This is a genomic window from Staphylococcus sp. HMSC077D08 (assembly GCF_001837945.1).
GTDB classification, from domain to species: Bacteria; Bacillota; Bacilli; order Staphylococcales; family Staphylococcaceae; genus Staphylococcus; species Staphylococcus epidermidis.
This window is the reverse complement of record NZ_KV834758.1, coordinates 1-23,050: the sequence shown is the minus strand read 5'-3', so window position 1 is coordinate 23,050 and position 23,050 is coordinate 1. Positions and strand designations below refer to the sequence as shown.

General features: G+C 32.5%; 26 protein-coding genes, 1 other RNA gene and 1 pseudogene. 24 read left to right on the top strand and 4 right to left on the bottom strand.

The genetic code is table 11. The features are described from left to right. The first annotated feature begins 798 nt into the window (after nt 1–798). Nucleotides 799–1,410, top strand: a complete 612-nt coding sequence (locus HMPREF2663_RS03800; protein ID WP_002491243.1) for a DUF4887 domain-containing protein — start codon at nt 799–801, stop codon at nt 1,408–1,410. Nucleotides 1,411–1,582: 172 nt separating this feature from the next. Here the strand turns inward: HMPREF2663_RS03800 and HMPREF2663_RS03795 are convergent, their stop codons facing one another. Continuing rightward, nucleotides 1,583–1,819, bottom strand: coding sequence for a hypothetical protein (locus tag HMPREF2663_RS03795; protein WP_002476210.1), 237 nt, complete (start codon nt 1,817–1,819; stop codon nt 1,583–1,585). A 353-nt stretch (nt 1,820–2,172) separates the two neighbouring features. Between HMPREF2663_RS03795 and HMPREF2663_RS03790 the strand changes: the two genes are divergently transcribed. The 12 genes from HMPREF2663_RS03790 (at nt 2,173) to ssrA (ending at nt 14,828) form a co-directional block, all read left to right on the top strand. Then, a complete protein-coding gene (locus HMPREF2663_RS03790; protein ID WP_002476209.1) occupies nt 2,173–3,186 on the top strand; it encodes a sugar-binding transcriptional regulator in 1,014 nt (337 codons plus the stop codon). 51 nt (nt 3,187–3,237) lie between these two features. Then, nucleotides 3,238–4,248 carry a type I glyceraldehyde-3-phosphate dehydrogenase gene (gene gap, locus HMPREF2663_RS03785; protein WP_001829667.1) on the top strand — a complete coding sequence of 337 codons (1,011 nt, stop codon included), beginning with the start codon at nt 3,238–3,240 and terminating at the stop codon, nt 4,246–4,248. Between the two features lie 193 nt (nt 4,249–4,441). After that, nucleotides 4,442–5,632: a phosphoglycerate kinase gene (gene pgk / locus HMPREF2663_RS03780; protein WP_002445963.1), complete on the top strand. Its 1,191-nt coding sequence runs from the start codon at nt 4,442–4,444 to the stop codon at nt 5,630–5,632. Nucleotides 5,633–5,762: 130 nt separating this feature from the next. Further along, a complete protein-coding gene (gene tpiA, locus HMPREF2663_RS03775; protein ID WP_002476189.1) occupies nt 5,763–6,524 on the top strand; it encodes a triose-phosphate isomerase in 762 nt (253 codons plus the stop codon). A 2-nt stretch (nt 6,525–6,526) separates the two neighbouring features. Beyond that, nucleotides 6,527–8,044 carry a 2,3-bisphosphoglycerate-independent phosphoglycerate mutase gene (gene gpmI / locus HMPREF2663_RS03770; RefSeq protein ID WP_070845823.1) on the top strand — a complete coding sequence of 506 codons (1,518 nt, stop codon included), beginning with the start codon at nt 6,527–6,529 and terminating at the stop codon, nt 8,042–8,044. Nucleotides 8,045–8,182: 138 nt separating this feature from the next. Next, nucleotides 8,183–9,487, top strand: a complete 1,305-nt coding sequence (eno, locus tag HMPREF2663_RS03765; RefSeq protein WP_001829595.1) for a surface-displayed alpha-enolase — start codon at nt 8,183–8,185, stop codon at nt 9,485–9,487. Nucleotides 9,488–9,652: 165 nt separating this feature from the next. Then, nucleotides 9,653–10,111 carry a hypothetical protein gene (locus HMPREF2663_RS03760; protein ID WP_002445967.1) on the top strand — a complete coding sequence of 153 codons (459 nt, stop codon included), beginning with the start codon at nt 9,653–9,655 and terminating at the stop codon, nt 10,109–10,111. Nucleotides 10,112–10,179: 68 nt separating this feature from the next. Further along, complete coding sequence (gene secG / locus HMPREF2663_RS03755; RefSeq protein WP_001829669.1) at nt 10,180–10,413, top strand: preprotein translocase subunit SecG; 234 nt, start codon at nt 10,180–10,182, stop codon at nt 10,411–10,413. A gap of 299 nt (nt 10,414–10,712) precedes the next feature. After that, nucleotides 10,713–11,453 (top strand): alpha/beta hydrolase, encoded by a 741-nt coding sequence (locus HMPREF2663_RS03750; protein WP_002457574.1) that lies wholly within the window; start codon nt 10,713–10,715, stop codon nt 11,451–11,453. 34 nt (nt 11,454–11,487) lie between these two features. Next, nucleotides 11,488–13,866 carry a ribonuclease R gene (gene rnr, locus HMPREF2663_RS03745; protein ID WP_070845821.1) on the top strand — a complete coding sequence of 793 codons (2,379 nt, stop codon included), beginning with the start codon at nt 11,488–11,490 and terminating at the stop codon, nt 13,864–13,866. A gap of 24 nt (nt 13,867–13,890) precedes the next feature. Continuing rightward, nucleotides 13,891–14,361: an SsrA-binding protein SmpB gene (gene smpB, locus HMPREF2663_RS03740; protein WP_001829588.1), complete on the top strand. Its 471-nt coding sequence runs from the start codon at nt 13,891–13,893 to the stop codon at nt 14,359–14,361. A 105-nt stretch (nt 14,362–14,466) separates the two neighbouring features. Continuing rightward, nucleotides 14,467–14,828, top strand: a transfer-messenger RNA (tmRNA) gene (gene ssrA / locus HMPREF2663_RS03735). Between the two features lie 95 nt (nt 14,829–14,923). On the opposite strand, the gene HMPREF2663_RS03730 is transcribed toward ssrA, so the two are convergent. Genes HMPREF2663_RS03730 through HMPREF2663_RS03720 form a run of 3 tightly spaced genes read right to left on the bottom strand, consistent with a single transcriptional unit; the run spans nt 14,924 to nt 17,177 of the window. Then, entirely contained in the window at nt 14,924–15,154 is a 231-nt protein-coding gene (locus HMPREF2663_RS03730) for a hypothetical protein (RefSeq protein WP_070845819.1), read from the bottom strand. Between the two features lie 11 nt (nt 15,155–15,165). Continuing rightward, entirely contained in the window at nt 15,166–16,272 is a 1,107-nt protein-coding gene (locus tag HMPREF2663_RS03725; protein WP_070845853.1) for a site-specific integrase, read from the bottom strand. Nucleotides 16,273–16,292: 20 nt separating this feature from the next. Beyond that, complete coding sequence (locus HMPREF2663_RS03720; RefSeq protein ID WP_070845817.1) at nt 16,293–17,177, bottom strand: helix-turn-helix domain-containing protein; 885 nt, start codon at nt 17,175–17,177, stop codon at nt 16,293–16,295. Nucleotides 17,178–17,281: 104 nt separating this feature from the next. On the opposite strand from HMPREF2663_RS03720, the gene HMPREF2663_RS03715 reads away from it, so the two are divergent. The 11 genes and pseudogenes from HMPREF2663_RS03715 to HMPREF2663_RS13190 form a co-directional block, all read left to right on the top strand. Next, nucleotides 17,282–17,485, top strand: a complete 204-nt coding sequence (locus HMPREF2663_RS03715; protein WP_070845815.1) for a helix-turn-helix transcriptional regulator — start codon at nt 17,282–17,284, stop codon at nt 17,483–17,485. Between the two features lie 39 nt (nt 17,486–17,524). Further along, the gene (locus HMPREF2663_RS03710; protein ID WP_070845813.1) at nt 17,525–17,746 is read left to right on the top strand and encodes a helix-turn-helix transcriptional regulator; all 222 of its coding nucleotides are present in this window, start codon (nt 17,525–17,527) and stop codon (nt 17,744–17,746) included. Between the two features lie 15 nt (nt 17,747–17,761). Beyond that, complete coding sequence (locus HMPREF2663_RS12855) at nt 17,762–17,917, top strand: hypothetical protein (protein WP_176746328.1); 156 nt, start codon at nt 17,762–17,764, stop codon at nt 17,915–17,917. A 4-nt stretch (nt 17,918–17,921) separates the two neighbouring features. After that, nucleotides 17,922–18,131 carry a TscA family type II toxin-antitoxin system antitoxin gene (locus tag HMPREF2663_RS03705; RefSeq protein WP_070845811.1) on the top strand — a complete coding sequence of 70 codons (210 nt, stop codon included), beginning with the start codon at nt 17,922–17,924 and terminating at the stop codon, nt 18,129–18,131. 4 nt (nt 18,132–18,135) lie between these two features. After that, nucleotides 18,136–18,477: a hypothetical protein gene (locus tag HMPREF2663_RS03700; protein ID WP_070845805.1), complete on the top strand. Its 342-nt coding sequence runs from the start codon at nt 18,136–18,138 to the stop codon at nt 18,475–18,477. An 86-nt stretch (nt 18,478–18,563) separates the two neighbouring features. Beyond that, a complete protein-coding gene (locus tag HMPREF2663_RS03695) occupies nt 18,564–19,445 on the top strand; it encodes a primase alpha helix C-terminal domain-containing protein (RefSeq protein WP_070845803.1) in 882 nt (293 codons plus the stop codon). A 4-nt stretch (nt 19,446–19,449) separates the two neighbouring features. Then, complete coding sequence (locus HMPREF2663_RS03690) at nt 19,450–20,949, top strand: DNA primase family protein (RefSeq protein WP_070845802.1); 1,500 nt, start codon at nt 19,450–19,452, stop codon at nt 20,947–20,949. A 324-nt stretch (nt 20,950–21,273) separates the two neighbouring features. Beyond that, entirely contained in the window at nt 21,274–21,591 is a 318-nt protein-coding gene (locus HMPREF2663_RS03685; RefSeq protein WP_083319970.1) for a hypothetical protein, read from the top strand. 4 nt (nt 21,592–21,595) lie between these two features. Then, nucleotides 21,596–21,952: a hypothetical protein gene (locus tag HMPREF2663_RS03680; protein ID WP_070845800.1), complete on the top strand. Its 357-nt coding sequence runs from the start codon at nt 21,596–21,598 to the stop codon at nt 21,950–21,952. Continuing rightward, nucleotides 21,953–22,594 (top strand): pathogenicity island protein, encoded by a 642-nt coding sequence (locus HMPREF2663_RS03675; protein ID WP_070845798.1) that lies wholly within the window; start codon nt 21,953–21,955, stop codon nt 22,592–22,594. A gap of 332 nt (nt 22,595–22,926) precedes the next feature. Next, a pseudogene (locus HMPREF2663_RS13190) lies at nt 22,927–23,050 on the top strand (pathogenicity island protein); the annotation flags it as partial.

The window sequence follows — 23,050 nt, the reverse complement described above, 5'->3', positions numbered from 1 at the left end:
ATACATTTTTTAGCCAATAAGATGTCAAAGACTTTTTTTAATATGCATTTAAAATAAAAACAGATTAGTTATAATAAAATTGTACCTTCGATAATTAATTAAACATCTCTTAATTAGTATGAGTATACCCCATAATAAACTAACGAAGGTAAATTTTGACTCCCTTTAGTAGTGGATCCGTGCGAGCAACGTATGGATCCTTTTTTCTATTCTAAAATACATATACCCCTTTTAATAGTAAATACTTTATAAAAGATTAATTTTTAACATTGTTTATTCCGTAAAATAAAAGGTTAAATTGGTAATAAAATAAAGTATCTATGTTCTAACTATAAAAGTTTTTTTAAATAATTATAAACCAGTAAAAAAGAAGTTAAAACTAATTCTACTTTTTATACTTGTGAAATAGTTTCATTTTATATCATTATTTATTTTAAACTTTTTTAAAAGATGTTGTGAATCATTTTGCACAGGTAAATGTAATAGGTAAATCTAAGAACTCTCGTGTTAAGATTTGATTAAGTTATTTAAAAATGATGTTAATCAATCAGTATGATGTTATCATGTATGAGATAATTAAATATAAAGTTGTATTGATTGATTAAACTCAAATATCACTGTTATATAATCTCATTGAACTTTGTTATTTAATTATTCCCAAAGGATCTGTTAAAAATAATTTTAGGGAAATACTACTTTTAATTATTGAAAATAGTTGAGATTTGATTTTTTACAATGATTCAATAGTATTGTTTTTAAGATAAATTCGTGTTTAAGAATGAAAGAGAGGTAAACAAGATGAGCGGTATCTCCAAATTTATTAGTGCGATTGTAGTTTTGCTATTATTAATAGGTTTAGCATTTGGTATTTACTCATTTGTCGATAGTTCAAAAAAAGGCAACGAACGACTCAATGATAAAACAACACAGCAAGAAAAGAAAAAAGACGATAAAGATAAAAAGGAAAAAAAAGACAAAAAATCGGAGGAAGAAAAAAAGAATAATACACAACAAACGCAACAAGTTCCTCAAACTCAACAAACGCAGCAAACTGTTCAAACGCCACAAAGACCTACGACTCAAACTCCGGTGAAACAAAATCCACAAACAGGAGAAAAGAGAGCAAAAGAGCCAAAAACTGACGAAAGAAAAAAATCTAGACAAGACAGTTCAAATTCTAAAGAAAGCCCAAGTCAAAAAGATCAATCGCCAACACAACAAAAGCCACAACAAAATAAATCTAACCAGTCATCAGCAAATCGTCAAAGCACCCAAAATAAATCAAATCAAACACAGTCAACCAGACCACAAAACAATGGAAATAGTGGCAATCAAAATGCTAGTTCAGGACAAAATACACAAAAACAAAATAATAACAATCAAAATTCTCAAAGCTCAAAAAAGGATTAATAAGAAAGAACATAAAAATTTCTGTAAAGTTCATCTTGTGACTATTCCTAAAAACAGGTTTAAGGTCACTTCAGTAAGTCATGATTTGTTCATTTTAATCTTTATTAACTCGAGTTAACCCAGTGGGTGGGACTTCGAATTCAAAATGAATTCAGTCCCACCCTTTTTATATTTATATAATCCAAAAAATTAGTAATGAAAGTAAGAATGAAATAAGTGAAATAGTTAAACAGCCTAACATACAGCCGCATCCTGAATGAGTGCAACTATAAGAATAAGTTTGATTAAAAGTTTTTAAATTTTGATTATTTTGAGATGAATTTTTATTAAAATAATCATCTCTTTTATATCTATCATCACTCGGATCTATAACTTCGATTTTTTCGTCAGAATGATTATAATTCGACATTGTTTTACCTCACTCTAGTTTTATTCATATTTAAATTATAGTTAATCATAACAACTAAATAAAACAAATGTATGAATAAAATTTAATTTGGGTAGAGTAATTTAAACAGCGAAGATTAATTAAATTACTATACAAGAATGAGGCCTATACTTTGTTTGTAATCGTTTTCCTGCAAACTTTTATAATTTAACTTAGAAAATGAGTGAATTCACTTGCAATTTATAATACGTAATAGTAGTATTGCAAGTGTAAAGAGGTTAGATTTTGTCCCAGGCGGGACTTAAAAAGTCAAAGCTTAGTTATGATTGCCTCTCAGGTACCTTTGTTACAAAGATATAAGGAGGAAGGTAGTAGTGAAAGACTTAATTAAAGTTCAACAAAAGCTTATACCTGATCTTATTGATAAGATGTATAGACGCTTTTATATTTTATCTACTATCTCTCAAAATCAACCTGTAGGAAGACGAAGTCTAAGTGAACATATGGATATGACTGAGAGAGTATTACGGTCGGAAACAGATATGTTAAAGAAGCAAGAATTAATTCGTGTCAAGCCTACGGGAATGGAAATTACTAATGAAGGTACTGAAGTATTAGCACAACTAGGTGAATACTTTAACGTTTATAGCGATGACCATAAATTGGCTAGAGCTATCAAAGATAAATTTCATATTAAAGATGTACATGTCATTCCAGGAGATTCCGATTCTAACCGAACTGTAAAACGTGAAATGGGTCAACAGGCTGGGCAACTTTTAGAAGGTATACTTTATGAAGATGCTATTGTATCTGTAACTGGTGGTTCAACAATGGCGTGCGTGAGTGAGTCGATACATTTATTACCTTTTAACGTATTCTTTGTTCCAGCTAGAGGTGGACTTGGAGAAAATGTCGTTTATCAAGCGAATACAATCGCTTCGAGTATGGCCCAACAAGCTGGTGGTTATTACACAACACTCTATGTCCCAGACAACGTGAGTGAGTCCACATACGATACGTTAATGTTGGAACCTTCTGTCATGCATACACTGGATAAAATCAAGCAAGCTAATATTACAATACACGGCATTGGTGATGCGCTGAAGATGGCGCATCGACGTCAATCATCTCAAGATGTGATTGATAACCTTCAACATCATCAAGCCGTTGGAGAAGCTTTTGGATATTATTTTGACGCTCAGGGTCAAATAGTTCATAAGGTCAAAACGATTGGCCTTCAACTAGAGAATCTTGAGAACAAAGAGTTTATTTTTGCGGTTGCTGGTGGACAATCAAAAGGAGAAGCTATTAAAGCTTATCTTTCAATTGCACCGGAAAACACTGTATTGATTACAGATGAAGCCGCAGCAAAAGTCATTTTACAATAGTAATAAAAAGTTTAATACTTTTTAAATATCATTTTAAAGGAGGCCATTATAATGGCAATTAAAGTAGCAATTAATGGTTTTGGTAGAATTGGTCGTTTAGCATTCAGAAGAATTCAAGATGTAGAAGGTCTTGAAGTAGTTGCAGTTAACGACTTAACAGATGACGATATGTTAGCTCATTTATTAAAATACGATACTATGCAAGGTCGTTTCACTGGAGAAGTTGAAGTTATCGAAGGTGGATTCCGTGTGAACGGTAAAGAAATTAAATCATTCGATGAACCAGATGCTGGTAAATTACCATGGGGCGATTTAGATATCGACGTAGTATTAGAATGTACTGGTTTCTATACTGATAAAGAAAAAGCACAAGCTCACATCGATGCAGGTGCTAAAAAAGTATTAATCTCAGCTCCAGCTAAAGGTGATGTAAAAACAATCGTATTCAACACTAACCATGACACATTAGACGGTTCAGAAACAGTTGTTTCAGGTGCTTCTTGTACTACTAACTCATTAGCACCAGTTGCAAAAGTTTTAAGTGATGAATTCGGTTTAGTTGAAGGTTTCATGACTACAATTCACGCTTACACTGGTGACCAAAATACACAAGACGCACCTCACAGAAAAGGTGACAAACGTCGTGCACGTGCAGCAGCAGAAAATATTATCCCTAACTCAACAGGTGCTGCTAAAGCTATCGGTAAAGTTATTCCAGAAATCGATGGTAAATTAGACGGTGGAGCACAACGTGTTCCAGTTGCTACTGGTTCTTTAACTGAATTAACTGTAGTATTAGACAAACAAGATGTAACTGTTGACCAAGTTAACAGTGCTATGAAACAAGCTTCAGACGAATCATTCGGTTACACTGAAGACGAAATCGTATCTTCTGATATCGTTGGTATGACTTACGGTTCATTATTCGATGCGACTCAAACTCGTGTTATGACTGTTGGAGATCGTCAATTAGTTAAAGTTGCAGCTTGGTACGACAATGAAATGTCTTACACTGCTCAATTAGTACGTACATTAGCTCACTTAGCTGAACTTTCTAAATAATTGAAGCTTAACGGATAAGCACGTTATTTAAAGTTATAGCGTGAAGAGTGTAAAGCTCTTCTATACGTTCATAATTTGACTAGTGCTCTGTACTGTTTAATTAGATATATAAGCTTATGAGTAAGCGGGGAGCACATACGCTTCTCCGCTTATTTTTATATAAAGTTTTCCTATACGAAGGAGGAAATAGATAATGGCTAAAAAAATCGTTTCAGACTTAGATTTAAAAGGTAAAGTTGTTCTTGAGCGCGCTGATTTTAACGTTCCAATTAAAGATGGTGAAATCACTAATGACAACAGAATTGTTCAAGCATTACCAACAATCAAATACATTATTGAACAAGGTGGTAAATTAGTTTTATTCTCTCACTTAGGTAAAGTTAAAGAAGAAAGTGATAAAGAAGGACTTTCACTTAAGCCTGTTGCTGAAAACTTATCTAAGCAATTAGGTAAAGAAGTTATATTCGTTCCTGAAACACGTGGCGAAAAACTTGAAACAGCAATTGAAAACTTAAATGAAGGCGATGTTTTATTAGTTGAAAATACACGTTTCGAAGATTTAGATGGTAAAAAAGAGTCTAAAAATGATCCTGAATTAGGTAAATATTGGGCGTCATTAGGTGATGTATTTGTTAATGATGCATTCGGTACAGCGCATCGTGAACATGCGTCAAATGTAGGTATTTCTACTCATTTAGAAACAGCAGCCGGTTATTTAATGGAAAAAGAAATTAAATTTATTGGTGGCGTAGTGAATGATCCACAAAAACCGGTAGTTGCTATTTTAGGTGGCGCTAAAGTTTCAGATAAAATTAATGTTATCAAAAATTTAGTTAATATCGCAGATAAAATCTTAATCGGTGGCGGTATGGCTTATACGTTTATTAAAGCGCAAGGTAAGGAAATAGGTCTTTCATTATTGGAAGAAGATAAAATTGATTTTGCTAAAGACTTGTTAGAGAATAATGGCGATCAAATAGTATTACCTGTAGATTGTAAAATCGCTAAAGAATTTTCTAATGATGCAAAAATCACTGAAGTATCTATCAATGAAATCCCCTCAGATCAAGAAGCAATGGATATTGGGCCTAAAACAGTAGAATTATTTAATAAAGAATTACAAGGTGCACATACTGTAGTATGGAATGGACCTATGGGTGTATTTGAATTTAGTAATTTTGCTAAAGGTACAATCGGTGTATGTGAGTCTATTGCTAAATTGGAAGACGCTACTACTATTATTGGTGGTGGTGACTCTGCTGCAGCAGCAATTTCATTAGGTTTCGAAGATGACTTCACACATATCTCTACTGGTGGAGGAGCATCATTAGAATACTTAGAAGGTAAAGAATTACCTGGTATAAAAGCTATTAATGATAAATAAGTTTTTAAATACTTTGATGTGGGAATAAAACAAGAGAAAGTTATTTTTGCTTTCAATGTTTATTTCGAAATAAGCAAGTATTTGGATAAAAGCTTACAAATTTAACACTAAAAATTAAGGAGTGTAATGAATGAGAACACCAATTATAGCCGGAAACTGGAAAATGAATAAAACAGTTCAAGAAGCTAAAGACTTTGTAAACGAATTACCAACATTACCTGATCCTAAAGAAGTAGAATCAGTTATTTGTGCACCAACAATCCAATTAGACGCTTTAGTAACAGCTGTTAAAGATGGTAAAGCAAAAGGGTTAAAAATTGGGGCACAAAACGCTTACTTTGAAGAAAGTGGTGCTTATACTGGAGAAACTTCACCAGTAGCATTATCTGAATTAGGTGTTAAATATGTAGTGATTGGTCACTCAGAGCGTCGTGACTATTTCCACGAAACTGACGAAGAAGTAAACAAAAAAGCGCATGCTATCTTCAATCACGGTATGACACCTATTATTTGTGTAGGTGAATCTGATGAAGAACGTGAAGCTGGTAAAGCAAATGAAATCGTAGGTAATCAAGTGAAAAAAGCTGTCGAAGGTTTATCAGATGATCAACTTAAAGAAGTTGTTATTGCATATGAACCAATTTGGGCTATCGGTACTGGTAAGTCATCTACATCTGAAGATGCAAATGAAATGTGTGCTCACGTACGTCAAACATTAGCTGACTTATCTAGTCAAGAGGTTGCTGACGCTACACGTATTCAATATGGTGGTAGTGTTAAACCTAATAACATTAAAGAATATATGGCTCAATCAGATATCGATGGTGCTCTAGTAGGTGGCGCATCATTAAAAGTTGAAGATTTCGTACAATTGTTAGAAGGTGCAAAATAATTATGGCAAAACAACCAACTGCCTTAATCATCTTAGATGGTTTTGCAAATCGTGAAAGTGAACATGGCAATGCAGTTAAGCAAGCACACAAACCTAATTTTGATCGATATTATGAAAAATATCCTACAACACAAATAGAAGCAAGTGGCTTAGATGTAGGTCTTCCTGAAGGTCAAATGGGTAACTCTGAAGTAGGACATATGAATATTGGTGCAGGACGCATCGTATATCAAAGTTTAACTCGTATTAATAAATCGATTGAAGACGGAGAATTCTTCGATAATACTGTATTAAATAACGCTGTTAAACATGTTAAAGACAATGACTCTGCGCTTCATGTATTCGGATTGCTTTCTGATGGTGGTGTACACAGTCATTATAAGCATCTATTTGCTATTTTAGAATTAGCTAAAAAGCAAGGAATAGATAAAGTATATGTCCACGCATTTTTAGATGGTCGTGATGTTGATCAAAAATCTGCTTTGAAATATATAGAGGAAACTGAAGATAAATTTAAGGAATTAGGTGTAGGTCAATTCGCTTCGGTTTCAGGACGTTATTATGCTATGGATCGTGACAAGCGTTGGGATCGTGAGGAACGTGCATATAATGCTATTCGTAACTTTGAAGGTCCTACATTTACTTCAGCTAAAGCAGGCGTTGAAGCTAATTACAAAAATGATGTGACTGATGAATTCGTCGAACCGTTTATAGTTGAGGGCCAAAATGATGGTGTGAACGACGGTGACGCAGTAATCTTCTATAATTTCCGTCCAGATAGAGCAGCTCAACTTTCAGAAATCTTTACTAATAAAGCGTTTGATGGATTTAAAGTTGAACAAGTGGACAACTTATTCTACGCTACATTCACGAAATATAATGACAATGTAGATGCTGAAATTGTATTTGAAAAAGTTGACTTAAATAATACAATCGGTGAAGTTGCTCAAGATAATGGCTTGAAACAATTACGTATCGCTGAAACTGAAAAGTATCCACATGTGACATACTTTATGAGTGGTGGACGAAACGAAGAATTTGAAGGAGAACGTCGTAGACTCATCGATTCTCCTAAAGTAGCGACTTACGATTTGAAACCTGAGATGAGTGCATATGAAGTTAAAGATGCATTATTAGAAGAGTTAGATAAAGGTGACTTAGATTTAATTCTATTGAACTTTGCTAACCCAGATATGGTTGGACATAGTGGTATGCTAGAACCAACAATTAAAGCAATCGAAGCAGTAGATGAGTGTCTTGGTGAAGTCGTTGACAAAATTATTGATATGGGTGGTCGTGCCATCATCACTGCAGATCACGGTAACTCAGATCAAGTGTTAACTGATGACGACCAACCTATGACGACACACACAACTAATCCTGTTCCAGTTATTGTAACTAAAGACGGTGTTACATTAAGAGAAACTGGACGCTTAGGAGATTTAGCGCCGACATTATTAGATTTATTAAACGTTAAGCAACCATCTGAAATGACAGGTGAATCATTGATTAAACATTAGTATAGATGCATTAAGGTTAAGAATTTACAGCAACGTATAGATGTTCAAATTTTCTTGATTTTATATGTATTATCATTTTATAAAAGTTTAGAAAAAGGCTATAATAGTCATATAATATAATTAAAGGAGATATTAAACATGCCAATTATTACAGATGTTTACGCTCGCGAAGTCTTAGACTCACGTGGTAACCCAACAGTTGAAGTTGAAGTATTAACTGAAAGCGGTGCTTTCGGACGTGCATTAGTACCTTCTGGTGCTTCTACTGGTGAACATGAAGCAGTTGAATTACGTGATGGAGATAAATCACGTTATTTAGGTAAAGGTGTGACTAAAGCGGTAGAAAATGTTAACGAAATGATTGCACCAGAAATCGTTGAAGGTGAATTTTCAGTTTTAGATCAAGTATCTATTGACAAAATGATGATTCAATTAGACGGTACACACAACAAAGGTAAATTAGGTGCAAATGCAATTTTAGGTGTTTCTATTGCCGTAGCTCGTGCAGCTGCTGATTTATTAGGTCAACCATTATATAAATATTTAGGTGGATTCAATGGTAAACAATTACCAGTGCCTATGATGAATATTGTTAATGGTGGTTCTCACTCAGATGCACCAATTGCTTTCCAAGAGTTCATGATTTTACCTGTAGGTGCAGAATCATTCAAAGAATCATTACGTTGGGGTGCGGAAATCTTCCATAACCTTAAATCAATCTTAAGTGAACGCGGTTTAGAAACTGCAGTAGGTGATGAAGGTGGTTTCGCTCCTAGATTTGAAGGTACTGAAGACGCTGTTGAAACTATTATTAAAGCTATCGAAAAAGCAGGATACAAACCAGGTGAAGATGTATTCTTAGGATTTGACTGTGCTTCTTCTGAATTCTATGAAAATGGTGTTTATGATTACACTAAATTCGAAGGTGAACACGGTGCTAAACGCAGTGCAGCAGAGCAAGTTGACTACTTAGAAGAACTAATTGGTAAATATCCAATCATCACTATTGAAGATGGTATGGATGAAAACGATTGGGAAGGTTGGAAACAATTAACTGATCGTATCGGTGATAAAGTTCAATTAGTTGGTGATGATTTATTCGTAACTAACACTGAAATTTTATCTAAAGGTATCGAACAAGGTATTGGTAACTCAATCTTAATCAAAGTAAACCAAATCGGTACATTAACTGAAACATTCGATGCTATTGAAATGGCTCAAAAAGCTGGATATACTGCGGTTGTATCTCACCGTTCTGGTGAAACTGAAGATACTACAATTGCTGATATCGCAGTTGCTACAAATGCAGGTCAAATTAAAACAGGTTCATTATCTAGAACTGACCGTATTGCTAAATACAATCAATTATTACGTATTGAAGATGAATTATACGAAACAGCTAAATTTGAAGGAATTAAATCTTTCTACAATTTAGATAAATAATATCTCTTTAATTTTTATAAGAGTTCACGCTTATGATTTAATATCTTAATTGAATTGTCCGTTGCAGAGTTGAGGCTGCAACGGGCTTTTTTAGTTAAGTACATTTTAAATTATTAATGTAAACTGATATAATAATGTGAGTAATTTTGTAAAAGGAGTACAATTATGACAGACTCAAATGCTAAAGAAATAAGAACGGGACGTTTAATTGCGATAAGTTCATTAGTGTTTTGTATTTTACTTATCCTTCACCACTTTATTGTATTAGATGAATCAACAGCTAAATCAATTTTATCTTTAGCTGGTCAAAAAACATCAGATACAGCAGTAAAAAACATTTTAAATAGTGACCGATACACTGGCATTATGTACATTTTAGCTTATTTGGCAGGTACTGTTGCTTTCTGGAATCGCCATCCATATTTATGGTGGTTTATGTTTGCCGTATATATTTCTAATGCACTATTTACACTCGTAAATCTTTACTTATTTATTCAAGGTATTTTAGATGTAAAAAATGTACTTGCAGTTTTACCAATTTTAATTGTAGTGATTGGATCTATTATTCTAGCAATTTATATGCTAGTTGTTTCTATTAAACGTAAAAGTACTTTCAATAGATAGAAGTTTGATTACATCAATAAAGATGTGTTATAATTTCTTTCGTATATAATGAACGGAGGACAATTTTTATGCATACATTAATCATCGTTTTATTAATAATAGATTGTATTGCATTAGTGACTGTTGTATTACTCCAAGAAGGTAAAAGTAATGGACTTTCAGGTGCTATTAGTGGTGGCGCTGAACAATTGTTTGGTAAACAAAAACAACGTGGCGTCGATTTATTCTTGCATAGATTAACAATAATTTTAGCTATTTTATTCTTTGTACTTATGTTTTGTATTAGTTACTTAGGTATGTAGAGAATATTATATTTGTTTTAATGAAGTAAATGAATCTTAACCAAGACTGATAAATGATAGGGCAAATGAATCACATTTGCTATTAAGTATTATCAGCCTGAGTCCGACGATATACTTGTCGGACTTTTTTATTTTATAATTAAGACAACCATGTTTTTAAATCATATGTTAAAGGGAATAATGATTTATCAAGTCATTTTGATAATAATGAAGAGTTTTTAAATATATCTAATATAATGAAAGACTTAACTTATTTAGGATAGATTGAGTACTTATCATAAGGGAGAGGGATTTTAATCATGCAAATTAAACTACCAAAACCATTCTTTTTTGAAGAAGGTAAACGTGCAGTGTTACTTCTTCACGGCTTCACAGGTAACTCTGCTGATGTAAGACAACTTGGGCGTTACCTTCAAAAAAAGGGCTATACATCTTATGCTCCACAATATGAAGGACATGCAGCGCCTCCAGAAGAAATATTAAAATCTAGCCCTTTTGTTTGGTTTAAAGATGTTTTAGATGGTTATGATTATTTAGTAGACCAAGGTTACGAAGAAATAGCAGTAGCTGGTTTATCATTAGGCGGCGCCTTCGCATTAAAACTAAGTTTAAATCGTGACGTGAAGGGGATTATAACTATGTGTGCACCTATGGAGAATAAAACAGAAGGTTCGATTTATGAAGGATTTCTTGAATATGCACGTAACTTTAAAAAATATGAAGGCAAAGATCAACAAACAATTGATCAAGAAATGGAACAATTTCATCCAACTGAAACACTGAAAGAACTGAGTGACACACTAAATGGAGTTAAAGAACATGTCGATGAAGTAATTGATCCAATACTTGTCGTACAAGCAGAACAAGATACAATGATTGATCCTCAATCAGCAAATTATATATATAATCATGTCGATTCTGATGAGAAAGAAATCAAATGGTATCAACATTCAGGTCATGTGATTACCATTGATAAAGAAAAAGAGAAAGTCTTTGAAGATGTATATCAATTTTTAGAATCATTGGAATGGACAGAGTAAAAAATAAAGATGTAGGAGAGAAAGGAGGGGCATAATGAATTTAAAGCAATCCATCGAAGAAATGATAAAACAACCTGACTATGAACCCATGTCAGTATCTGACTTTCAAGATGCGTTAGGTTTAAACAGTGCCGACTCATTTAGAGATTTAATTAAAATACTCGTTGAATTAGAACAGTCTGGTTTAATTGAACGTACAAGAACAGACAGATATCAACGTAAACAATCCAACAAAACAAATTCAAAACTAATCAAAGGAACGTTAAGTCAAAATAAAAAAGGCTTTGCTTTTTTAAGACCTGAAGATGACGAGATGGACGATATTTTTATTCCACCAACTAAAATCAATAGAGCATTAGATGGAGATACCGTCATCGTGGAAATTCAAAAATCTCGTGGAGAACATAAAGGTAAAATTGAAGGTGAAGTAAAATCTATTGAAAAGCATTCAGTTACACAAGTTGTTGGAACGTATAGCGAAGCAAAGCATTTTGGTTTTGTATTACCGGATGACAAACGTATAATGCAAGATATCTTTATACCTAAAGGACAAAATTTAGGTGCTATAGATGGGCATAAAGTATTAGTACAAATTACGAAGTATGCCGATAGTACAGACAATCCAGAAGGCCACGTTTCAGCAATATTAGGTCATAAAAATGATCCAGGTGTAGATATACTTTCCATCATTTACCAGCATGGAATAGAAATCGAGTTTCCAGATGCTGTATTACAAGAAGCTGAAGAAGTACCGGATGTAATAGAACCCTCTGAAATCGAAGGGCGTCGTGATTTAAGAGATGAATTAACAATCACTATAGATGGTGCAGATGCTAAAGATTTAGATGATGCCATTGCTGTAAAAAAATTAAAAAATGGCAACACCGAGCTTACAGTTAGTATTGCAGATGTAAGTTACTATGTAAAAGAAGGCTCAGCTTTAGATAAAGAAGCATATGATCGTGCGACAAGTGTGTATCTTGTCGATCGAGTAATCCCGATGATTCCACATCGTCTAAGTAATGGAATATGCTCATTAAATCCGGAAGAAGATCGTTTAACATTAAGTTGTCGAATGGAAATAAATGAACGAGGCGAAGTTGTAAAACATGAAATCTTTGATAGTGTAATACATTCAAACTACAGAATGACATATGATGCTGTTAACAAAATTATCACTGATCAAGATTCTGAAATACGTTCACAATATAAAGATTTAACACCTATGTTAGATTTAGCGCAAGATTTATCAAATAGATTAATTCGTATGCGTAAACGTCGTGGAGAAATTGATTTTGATATTAATGAAGCGAAAGTACTTGTGAATGACGAAGGTATTCCAACAGAAGTGCTAATGAGAGAACGCGGCGAAGGAGAACGTTTAATTGAATCGTTCATGTTAGCAGCCAATGAAACAGTAGCTGAACACTTCAATAAATTGGAAGTACCATTTATTTATCGTGTTCATGAACAACCAAAATCCGACCGATTAAGACAGTTCTTCGACTTTATTACCAATTTCGGTATAATGATTAAAGGTACAGGTGAAGATATTCATCCGACAACATTACAAAACATTCAAGAAGAAGTTGAAGGTAGACCGGAACAAATGGTTATTTCAACGATGATGTTACGTTCTATGCAACAAGCACATTATGATGATGTTAATTTAGGGCATTTTGGTTTGTCTGCTGAGTACTATACTCACTTTACGTCTCCAATACGCCGTTATCCTGATTTAACAGTGCATAGATTAATTCGTAAATATTTAATAGAGAATTCCATGGATAAGAAAGAAATACATCATTGGGAAGAGACGTTGCCAGAATTAGCCGAACACACATCACAACGTGAACGTCGTGCCATTGAAGCCGAACGTGATACTGATGAATTGAAAAAAGCTGAGTATATGATTCAACATATTGGTGATGAATTTGAAGGTATCATTAGCTCGGTTGCTAATTTTGGTATGTTTATAGAATTACCTAATACTATTGAGGGTATGGTTCATATCGCCAATATGACAGACGATTATTATCATTTTGATGAACGACAAATGGCACTAATCGGTGAACGTCAAGCAAAAGTCTTTCGCATTGGTGATGAGGTCAAAGTTAAAGTGACACATGTTGATGTGGAAGAACGCATGATAGATTTCCAAATTGTTGGCATGCCATTACCTAAAAAGACATCATCTCAACGACCTGCTCGTGAGAAAACCATTCAAGCTAAAACACGTGGCAAATCTTTAGACTATACTAAAAGTGATCGTAATGGTAAAGGTAAAAAGAAAAAACGTAAGCAACGTAAAGGTAAAAATGCTCGTAAAAAAGATAAACAAGGTAATACGCACCACAAACCTTTTTATAAAGATAAAAGTGTGAAGAAGAAATCACGTCGAAAGAAAAAATAGTCAGCAAAGATGAGGTGAGTAATAGTGGCTAAGAAAAAATCAAAATCACCAGGTACGTTAGCTGAAAACCGTAAAGCAAGACATGACTACAATATTGAAGATACAATTGAAGCGGGTATTGCTTTAAGAGGTACTGAAATTAAATCCATACGTCGTGGTAGTGCCAATTTAAAAGATAGCTTTGCGCAAGTGAGACGAGGCGAAATGTACCTGAATAATATGCATATTGCACCATATGAAGAAGGAAATCGTTTTAATCATGATCCTTTACGTACACGTAAATTACTATTGCACAAAAAAGAAATTCAAAAATTAGGTGAGCGTACACGAGAAATAGGTTACTCTATTATTCCGTTGAAGTTATATTTAAAACATGGTCAATGTAAAGTTTTATTAGGCGTTGCTAGAGGTAAAAAGAAATACGACAAACGTCAAGCACTTAAAGAAAAAGCGGTAAAACGAGATATTGATCGCGCAGTTAAAGCCCGTTATTAAGCAATATCATTGCTTAATCGGGCCATCTTTGATATGATTGATTGCAGTGTCAAATTGTTTTATTAATGATTTAACAAAGTATTTTGTTAGATTGATTTGAATTGAGGGGACGTTCTTGGATTCGACAGGGGTCCCCCGAGCTTATTAAGCGTGTCGGAGGGCTGTCTCCGTTATCAACACATTTCGGTTAAATATAACTGACAAATCAAACAATAATTTCGCAGTAGCTGCGTAATAGCCACTGCATCGCCTAACAGCATCTCCTACGTGCTGTTAACGCGATTCAACCCTAGTAGGATATGCTAAACACTGCCGCTTGAAGTCTGTTTAGATGAAATATAATCAAGCTAGTATCATGTTGGTTGTTTATTGCTTAGCATGATGCGAAAATTATCAATAAACTACACACGTAGAAAGATTTGTATCAGGACCTCTGGACGCGGGTTCGAATCCCGCCGTCTCCATTATTGAGCCTGCAACCCATGTGGTTGTAGGCTTTTTGTTTTTGTTGCCCCAATATTGCCCCAGATATGCCCCAGTACATAAAAAAAGCGCCCTACAATTAGGACGCAATATTATCATAAATCGTGATTGATTTATCCATATTATTTATTTGTGTAATTACTTTATGAACCTTTTCGTCTTCAATATAAATATCTTCTTTAGTATTATACTTAAAATATACGAGTTGTCTATTTGTTGCTTTATCAACAATAATTATATCTTTTGTAAAGTAGTCGCAAGTGATATCGTAACTTGATTCGTTAATAATATTCCAATTAAACATTTTCATATATAATCTCCTTATAAGTATTTAACTATTTCTTTCTGTGTACTGGGGTATAAATGACCGTATCGGTTATATACTTCATTACTATCAGCATGGCCTAAACGCTGTGCTATTACCATGATACTTGCACCATGATTGACTAGCATAGACGCATGGCTATGTCTCAACTCATGAATTACAATTCTAGGGAATGTCTGACCGTCAGGGAGTTGTTCATCTAAAACTTTTAATGCAGTGGTAAACCAACGATCTATAGTTGATTCACTGTATGCTTTGAAGAATGTACCAAACAATACGTAATCATCTTTATATACATTGTTTTCTTTGTACCATTTTAAATATTCTTTTATGTCATTCATCATATGAGCAGGCAAGTATATATCACGTATTGCTGCTTTTGTTTTAGGGGCTGTTACTTCACCGTGATAGTCTGTTTTGTTAATATGTATGAACTCATCATCGTAGTTAATATCACACCATGTGAGGGCTCTAATTTCGCCTTTACGTGCACCAGAGTAAAACAGTAGCTTAAAGAATAACTTTTGCTGTTGTGTAGCTAAAACTTCATAGAATTGATTGAATTGATCTAATGTCCAATAGTTCAAACGCTTATTTGATTCGATTTCAAAGTTACCTACTAGAGAGGCTACATTTTGCTTTAGATCATGAAACTTCATAGCATGGTTAAGTAATGATACTAAGAACACGTGCATTTTCTTTAGGTACTCTCCAGAGTGTCCCTCTTTTAACTTCGTATTCTGAAACTTCATAACATCCTGTGTAGTCATATTAAAGACATCCATAGACTTAAAATAAGGTAGCAAATGGTTGTTTGTATGTGTCTTTAATGCTTTTACACTTGATGACTTGCGACGTGCAGAATACCACTCTATATACTCATCTACGAGCTTATCAAAGGGCAGTTTGTTTATCTGTCCTACACCCTCTAATTCGTCCATAATTTCATTACATTTCTTCAACGCTTCCTTACGTTGTTTGAAGCCACTCTTTTTAATTTCTTTACGTTGATTCTTCTTATCATAGTATTTAATACGAAAGTAATAAGTACCACGTTTAGCGTCTTTATATATATTGTGGGATAGGTTTAAGTTATGTTCTATGGTAATCACCTACAGTTAATTTAATTCAATTTGTCTATTTCATTTTCGATTTTTTTCACTGTGTTAATTTTCTCATCACTAAAATTGGGTATTTTGTTTTCTAATATTTCTACAATGTCTTTATTTACAGAATTAGATGTTTCATAGTCATATTCTTGCTTAAAAATTTGACCTAACTTCAGCGACTTTTCTTTTAACCTAATAATTTGTTTTTTCTTTTCATCATCACCTATAGGTAATTGGTTATATAACTCAAAATATTCTTTAAGAATTGATGATAATGAATCAAAATTATTAGTTCTAATTTCTTGTGGAAACATAAAGTTGTTATTTTTAAAACTTTCTAAGAATGCGAAATCTTTAATACAGTCATTTCTAGTTATATCTTCGCCGTTAAGATATTTATCTATAATTATTGATTGTCTTTTTGTTTCAAGAATGTCTCTGGTTTTTTTAGATAAACTCTCTAGTGCTTTTACAGCAATCCCCTCAAAATGATCAATTATTGAAGGTAAATATTGTTTTGAAAGTTGTAAATACTTATCATATTTCATACTTTCAAAATCTTCTTTATGTTTTATATAGGAATATGCTAACTCTGATAAATTTAATTTAGTTTCATTATCAGGTGAATTTAAATTAAAACTATCATCTTCAAAATCTAAATTATTATATATATAGTGGATTATAGAGCCATATAAAATATAATCTACAGAAACATTACCTATTTCAGCAATTCTTTTAAGGCGCTTTTTATTAGGGGTTTGTATTCCATTTTCCCAATTTGAAACCACTCCGGATTTGATAGGTGAATTTGCATCTATTCTTTCACCAAAGGCTGTCATAGAATCCCCTATATTAGTTCGTATATGATTAATACGTTTCCCGATTTCTACTTTATCCATTAAATCACCTCGTAAATAATTATATAACATAAAGTTATGTTTTGCTATGTTTTATGTTGACTTAAACTTAACACTATGTTTTACTATGTTTAGGAGGTGCTTAAATGAATAAAATAATCGGATATAGAAAAATGCTAGGTATGACCCAAAGTGCAATGGCTATGAAATTTGGAATATCAACACAAGCGTATAGAACTAAAGAACAGGGAAAAGTAAATTTTACTAATAGTGAGATGCGTTTGTTTAGAGATTTACTTAGAAATAATTTGTTTCCAACTATCACAGTTGATGAAATTTTTTTTAGTTAAATCGCTATGTTTTACTATGTATTATCTGGAGGTTAAATGATGCAAAAAATTAAATATTGGAATTTATACATCTGCTATAAAGAAAAAGGTTATACGCAAAAGCAATTAGCTAAGTTACTAAGTATTAGCCCGCAAAGATTTAGTTTAAAGATCATTGGTAAAGATGCAGATTTCACTATGCCAGAGGCTAGAAAGTTAAGTGAATTATTCGATAAACCAATAGACGAGCTTTTTAGTACATCAATTAAAGTGAATTCTTAAAGGAGGTGAAGATTAATGAAACTATATATTTTGATTTCTATATTAGCGATAACAATTGGTTGCTTATATGCATACTCTATTGATTTTATTCATGGGATTGCAATAACTGCACTAATACAAACTTTAACTTTGCCAATTATTGATAAGTACGAATACAAAAAGGAGGATTAATAAAATGAATAAAAAGCAAAGAGAGACACTTGAAGTTATTAAGTATCAACTCAAATTAAGTATCAGCAATAAATTTGATGAATATGAACATATTGAAGAAAGAAATGGTGTTGAAAAAATAACAGAGATAAGTCGAGAAAAACATCTCGAATATATTATGAAGTGGTGTTTGCAGGAACTAGAAAATAATTTTAATTATGAAGAGGAGAAATAGTAAAATGAGTAATTTAAAACAAAATATTAAACAAATGAAAAATGAAGTGATAGAGGCAGAATTAAACACAAAAATAAATACAGTTATAACAATGATTGGCGAACACATGGATAGTAATGAACGATTTAGATCTCATTTAGATGCACAAGGTAAAGTAATGGAATCATATGTGTTAAAAGAATACTATCAGAACTATTATGTATTGATGGCAGTACTTAACTCAATATTGAAAGATGTAAATTTTATGAATGATGAGATTACTACATTTCATGATAGAGCATTAGACGAATTAGACAAAACAAATGCGTCTAGTGAGAACTTTGGCGAGGAATCACTAAACGCATAACTTAATAATTTAACAGAGCAAATTAATTAAATACTCTATTTATATTATATCATTTTTTGCTCTGATAATCACTAGAGGTGTAAAGATTGAATGAAATTAAATTAGAATATGATACCAAAGTTTCTGTGATTTGGTATGAAAGTTTGGATGCGAGATCGTTTAAACAGTTTTCGCAGCCTAAATGGAGTGAATTAGTTAATAGATTATCTATACCACAAAATAATACTAATAAATATGCTCGTGGTGTTGCTGTTTATGGTGATATTAAAGACGATACTGATGAGAATGGTTATGAATATAAAAAATATCGTAAAGACGGAAACGTGATTTATCGTGATGTCCTAGTCCTGGACTACGACGACATTCCTAAGTTGAGACTACTACATGATGCAATTACGGAGACTTTAAAAGGTGTTTCCTGGATGTATCACACTACATTTAATCATCGAACAGAAAGTCCTAGAGTACGTTTATATATTGCTTTGAATGAGCGTATAAGTGCAGATGATTATCGAAAATACACAAAAGTATTAGCGAGTAAGATAGGTCATCCAGTAGATGAGGGGAGTTTTCAACCTAGTAGAGCGATGGCTTTGCCAGTTTATATAAAAGGTGAATATCCGTTCTTACATCAATATAATGATGCTCCCATTTTGAATGTTGAAATGCTTGAAAAATGGTCAAAAGAAACGAATATACAAATAGACCAACCAAGTAAAACTAACTTTAATAAGCGTGATGATACTTATTGGCGTGATATTAGTTTTTCAGTTGCAAAGGGCAATCGTAATAATTCTTTAGCAAGTCTAATAGGACATTTGTTTAGCCGACATGTTAATGAATATATTATATACTCGTATGCTTTGCTATGGGGACAAAATGCGTGTAATCCACCATTAAAAGAACGTGAAATAAACGCTACATTTCAATCTATTTTGAAGAAACATTATAACAACAAGAAAGGTTGATGAGATGAAATTGAACCCAGATAAAGATGTGCTTAAAGAAATTAAAGAAACTACTAACAATTACGAAAATGAAAGTATAGAGCAAAAACTTAATAGATTAGGCATTGAAGAAAGAGAGCGCATGATTAAATCGTGGGAAAGTGACAATAAGAGAGGTAAAAAGCCAGATGTAATTAGTACGAATAGATGTGCGAATATATTAATTGAAAACATGAATTTCTTACTATTCGATGAAGAAGAAAACACGAAACTAGCAATGTATCAAGAAGACAGAGGCGTCTATACTCAAAAGACTTCGCTTATAAAAAGAATTATTTCTTATTTAGAACCAAAACATAATAGCAATAAAGCTGATGACGTTATTTATCACATTAGGAATAGAACAGAAATAAAAGAAAAAACAAACTCACCTTATTTAATACCAGTAAATAATGGCGTTTTTAATAGAAAAACGAAAAAACTTGAAAATTTTTCTCCTAATTATGTTTTTACTTCTAAAATTGATACTAATTATATAGATAATCCGAACAAACCAACATTTGATGATTGGGATATTAATAAGTGGTTTGATGAATTGGCTTGTAATGATAAGCAAGTATCACATTTATTATGGCAAGTAATAAATGATTCATTAAATGGTAATTATACAAGAAAACAATCTATATTCATGGTTGGCGATGGTAACAATGGTAAAGGTACTTTTCAAGAGTTGCTTACAAATTTGATAGGTAAAAAGAATATAGCTACGTTAAAAGTTAATGAATTCGACCATAGATTTAAAATGAGTTTACTTGAGGGCAAAACTGCTGTCATTGGTGACGATGTACCAGTGGGTGTATATATAGACGACGGTTCGAACTTCAAAAGTGTTGTTACTGGAGATTATGTATCTGTAGAGTTTAAAAATCAACAATCGTATACAGCACAATATAGATGTAGCGTTATTCAATCTTCTAACGGAATGCCACGCTTTAAAGATAAAACCAATGCAGTATTTAAAAGATTGGTAATAGTCCCTTTCAACGCCGATTTTAAAGGTGATAAAGAAAAAAGAAAAATCAAAGATGAATATATCAAAAACAAAAAAGTGCTTGAATATATTCTTTACCACGCAATTAGAATGGACTTTGAAAAATTCAGTATACCAGATGTGTCGAAGAAATATTTAGATGTATATAAGCAAGAGAATAACCCAGTTTATGAATTTAAGATTAATGTATTTGATGAATGGAAGTTAAGAAAAGTACCTAAATATATTGTATACGGATTATACAAAGAGTTTTGTAAAGATAATGGTTATAACTTTCTATCAAAAATTAAATTTCATAAAGAATTTAAAACGTATTTAGGTGACGAATGGAAATCAGATACTGTAGATCGTTTTAATTGGCAAGATTTGATAGATGGTATTGGCGATTTAGATGTAAAAAAATCTGAAATAGAATTTCCAGATGAACATAAAACATATAAGGCATATGAGAATTGTAGTTTGAAAGCAGTTTGATTTGTTATCAATGTTACTGGTTGTTACTAGTTTTAAATATTCTAGTAACAACTAAAAACGTTGATACTATAAGGCTTAAAGCTATTTGTTACTAGTGTTACTCGAATTATAAACAAATAGTAAATAAATGATAGAAACAATAAAAAACCTTAAACATAAAAAAATATAAAAATATCAAAAATTCCAGTAACGAGTAACAAAATCTTTAGAACGCCACAGGCTCAAAGGGTTTCGGTGTTACTGGAATTTTGAAAAAAGAGTAACAAAACTAGTAACACTGTAGCAGTTATTAATTTGATTTTATTAATGAAAGGGAAAACTAAATTGATAATTATTAATAAACCAGAACACTTTTATGAATTAGATAAAGCGAAGAAAAACGCTTTAATGGAATTTTGTAATTCGTTAGATAAAATTGAATCTTTTAATATTAGACGTTCCTCATACGGATTAAAACATTTGTTTGAATCAAAATATCGTGAAACTTTGCAAGATACTTTTGAAAGTAGCTATGTAACCAACGGTCAATTTAAAGGTGCAATGATTAAGGCAGGGTTTAATGTAAAAGACAAAAACAAAACAAACTGGCACTTTAATGTCAGTGAAAAAAGTATCAAAAAAATATTGAATAGGAGTAGTTAACTATATGAATAATTTAAAAGATAAAGTATTAGAATTCATTCGAGAGAATGGAAGCACTTATATATACGAGTTAAAACCACTATTTGATGAAACAGGTATACCATTTGAGGGTGATAGATCACTTACATTTGATGGTGACAAGAATAAAGTGTTCTTTTACCACTGCACAACGGAATCAGGTTCAGTTATACAGGAGTTGTATCAAGAAAACAAAATATCAATTATTCATAATCCACGATATGTTATGAGGTATCTATTAGATGGCAAAGTACCACCATTACCATTGTCTATCACCAACGATGTAGATAAACCTTCATGGGTTCCGGTAGTATTACGAATAAAAGAAAAAGGAGCAAACTAAATGAATGTAGAGATAATCGCAAATCAATTTGAAACAAGAGCAGGTACGTTATTAAGGTGCTACACAGGATTGCTAGAGAGTAGTAGAGATAACCACTTCGCTTTTAAAATATATAACGATCCATTTGATATAGTTTATGTGATGATGAACGGAAAGCTATTCGGTCATGTATATATTAAAGATTGCAAAGTAAGAAATTCATTCGAATTAGCGTCTAGTAAGCACACAGAGGGGCTAATAAGAAGTGTTGAGGGATATTATAACGGTTTTGAAATACACGATGATATGCGCCTATCTATTAGTGATATGATGGCAAGTCAATTATTCGAAAACGAATATTTCATGTATGGATTGGAGACATTCGCTGAAAGTAATAACACAGATATGTTCACTTATATTGAAAGTGGCTTAAATGTTGAAGAACTTGAGGGTGTTCAGTCTAGTAATGCTGATGTTGTAGGTAATATCGAAATATTATATCAATTAGCTACTGGGATTAATGAACCTGCACAAGAATTAGTTGAGGGGTTGAAGTTGGTTACTGCATTTGTACAAGATGAGAACGCTACACAAGACGATTACAAAACGTTAGAGCGTAAGTTAAGTGAGTTGAAAAAATCGTACTATAGTGTGAGTGAGTAGGTAATAAGGGGTCGCATGTAGTGTGTGGCTCCTATATAAAAACTAAAAAAAGCTAAGCGCTTAATTTTCGTGAGGGGTTAAAACGCAAATTTAACAGAACGTTTGTTCTTAAATTGTAGTTTGTGAAAGTGTATGAAAAACACTTATAAAAGTTGTTGTTTCAATGTTTATTAGGGTTGTTAAGTATTAAATAAAATGAGTAAAAACAGGAACATAAGTTTGTGTTTTAAGTGTAAATTTAGTATAATATAGTTAGTAAGAATTCTCGTTTCAAAATAAAAAACTACTCCTTTTTACATTTTTATTACGTGTAACGTCCATCGAGAGAAAAAATGGAGGTTATAATCGTGAAAACAATTGAAAATGAAAAAACAAAGGTACCAAACGAATATTTAAGAATTTTTGATACTATTCAGAACTCAAAAGATAAGTATATAACTAAGTCCAAGATACTTA

What these genes read in the sequence shown, in the direction of transcription:
- HMPREF2663_RS03800 (WP_002491243.1), top strand. Translation starts at nt 799, where the DNA reads ATGAGCGGTATCTCCAAATTTATTAGTGCGATTGTAGTTTTGCTATTA.
- HMPREF2663_RS03795 (WP_002476210.1), bottom strand. Translation starts at nt 1,819, where the DNA reads ATGTCGAATTATAATCATTCTGACGAAAAAATCGAAGTTATAGATCCG.
- gap (WP_001829667.1), top strand. Translation starts at nt 3,238, where the DNA reads ATGGCAATTAAAGTAGCAATTAATGGTTTTGGTAGAATTGGTCGTTTA.
- pgk (WP_002445963.1), top strand. Translation starts at nt 4,442, where the DNA reads ATGGCTAAAAAAATCGTTTCAGACTTAGATTTAAAAGGTAAAGTTGTT.
- tpiA (WP_002476189.1), top strand. Translation starts at nt 5,763, where the DNA reads ATGAGAACACCAATTATAGCCGGAAACTGGAAAATGAATAAAACAGTT.
- gpmI (WP_070845823.1), top strand. Translation starts at nt 6,527, where the DNA reads ATGGCAAAACAACCAACTGCCTTAATCATCTTAGATGGTTTTGCAAAT.
- eno (WP_001829595.1), top strand. Translation starts at nt 8,183, where the DNA reads ATGCCAATTATTACAGATGTTTACGCTCGCGAAGTCTTAGACTCACGT.
- HMPREF2663_RS03760 (WP_002445967.1), top strand. Translation starts at nt 9,653, where the DNA reads ATGACAGACTCAAATGCTAAAGAAATAAGAACGGGACGTTTAATTGCG.
- secG (WP_001829669.1), top strand. Translation starts at nt 10,180, where the DNA reads ATGCATACATTAATCATCGTTTTATTAATAATAGATTGTATTGCATTA.
- HMPREF2663_RS03750 (WP_002457574.1), top strand. Translation starts at nt 10,713, where the DNA reads ATGCAAATTAAACTACCAAAACCATTCTTTTTTGAAGAAGGTAAACGT.
- rnr (WP_070845821.1), top strand. Translation starts at nt 11,488, where the DNA reads ATGAATTTAAAGCAATCCATCGAAGAAATGATAAAACAACCTGACTAT.
- HMPREF2663_RS03730 (WP_070845819.1), bottom strand. Translation starts at nt 15,154, where the DNA reads ATGAAAATGTTTAATTGGAATATTATTAACGAATCAAGTTACGATATC.
- HMPREF2663_RS03720 (WP_070845817.1), bottom strand. Translation starts at nt 17,177, where the DNA reads ATGGATAAAGTAGAAATCGGGAAACGTATTAATCATATACGAACTAAT.
- HMPREF2663_RS03715 (WP_070845815.1), top strand. Translation starts at nt 17,282, where the DNA reads ATGAATAAAATAATCGGATATAGAAAAATGCTAGGTATGACCCAAAGT.
- HMPREF2663_RS03710 (WP_070845813.1), top strand. Translation starts at nt 17,525, where the DNA reads ATGCAAAAAATTAAATATTGGAATTTATACATCTGCTATAAAGAAAAA.
- HMPREF2663_RS12855 (WP_176746328.1), top strand. Translation starts at nt 17,762, where the DNA reads ATGAAACTATATATTTTGATTTCTATATTAGCGATAACAATTGGTTGC.
- HMPREF2663_RS03705 (WP_070845811.1), top strand. Translation starts at nt 17,922, where the DNA reads ATGAATAAAAAGCAAAGAGAGACACTTGAAGTTATTAAGTATCAACTC.
- HMPREF2663_RS03700 (WP_070845805.1), top strand. Translation starts at nt 18,136, where the DNA reads ATGAGTAATTTAAAACAAAATATTAAACAAATGAAAAATGAAGTGATA.
- HMPREF2663_RS03690 (WP_070845802.1), top strand. Translation starts at nt 19,450, where the DNA reads ATGAAATTGAACCCAGATAAAGATGTGCTTAAAGAAATTAAAGAAACT.
- HMPREF2663_RS03680 (WP_070845800.1), top strand. Translation starts at nt 21,596, where the DNA reads ATGAATAATTTAAAAGATAAAGTATTAGAATTCATTCGAGAGAATGGA.
- HMPREF2663_RS03675 (WP_070845798.1), top strand. Translation starts at nt 21,953, where the DNA reads ATGAATGTAGAGATAATCGCAAATCAATTTGAAACAAGAGCAGGTACG.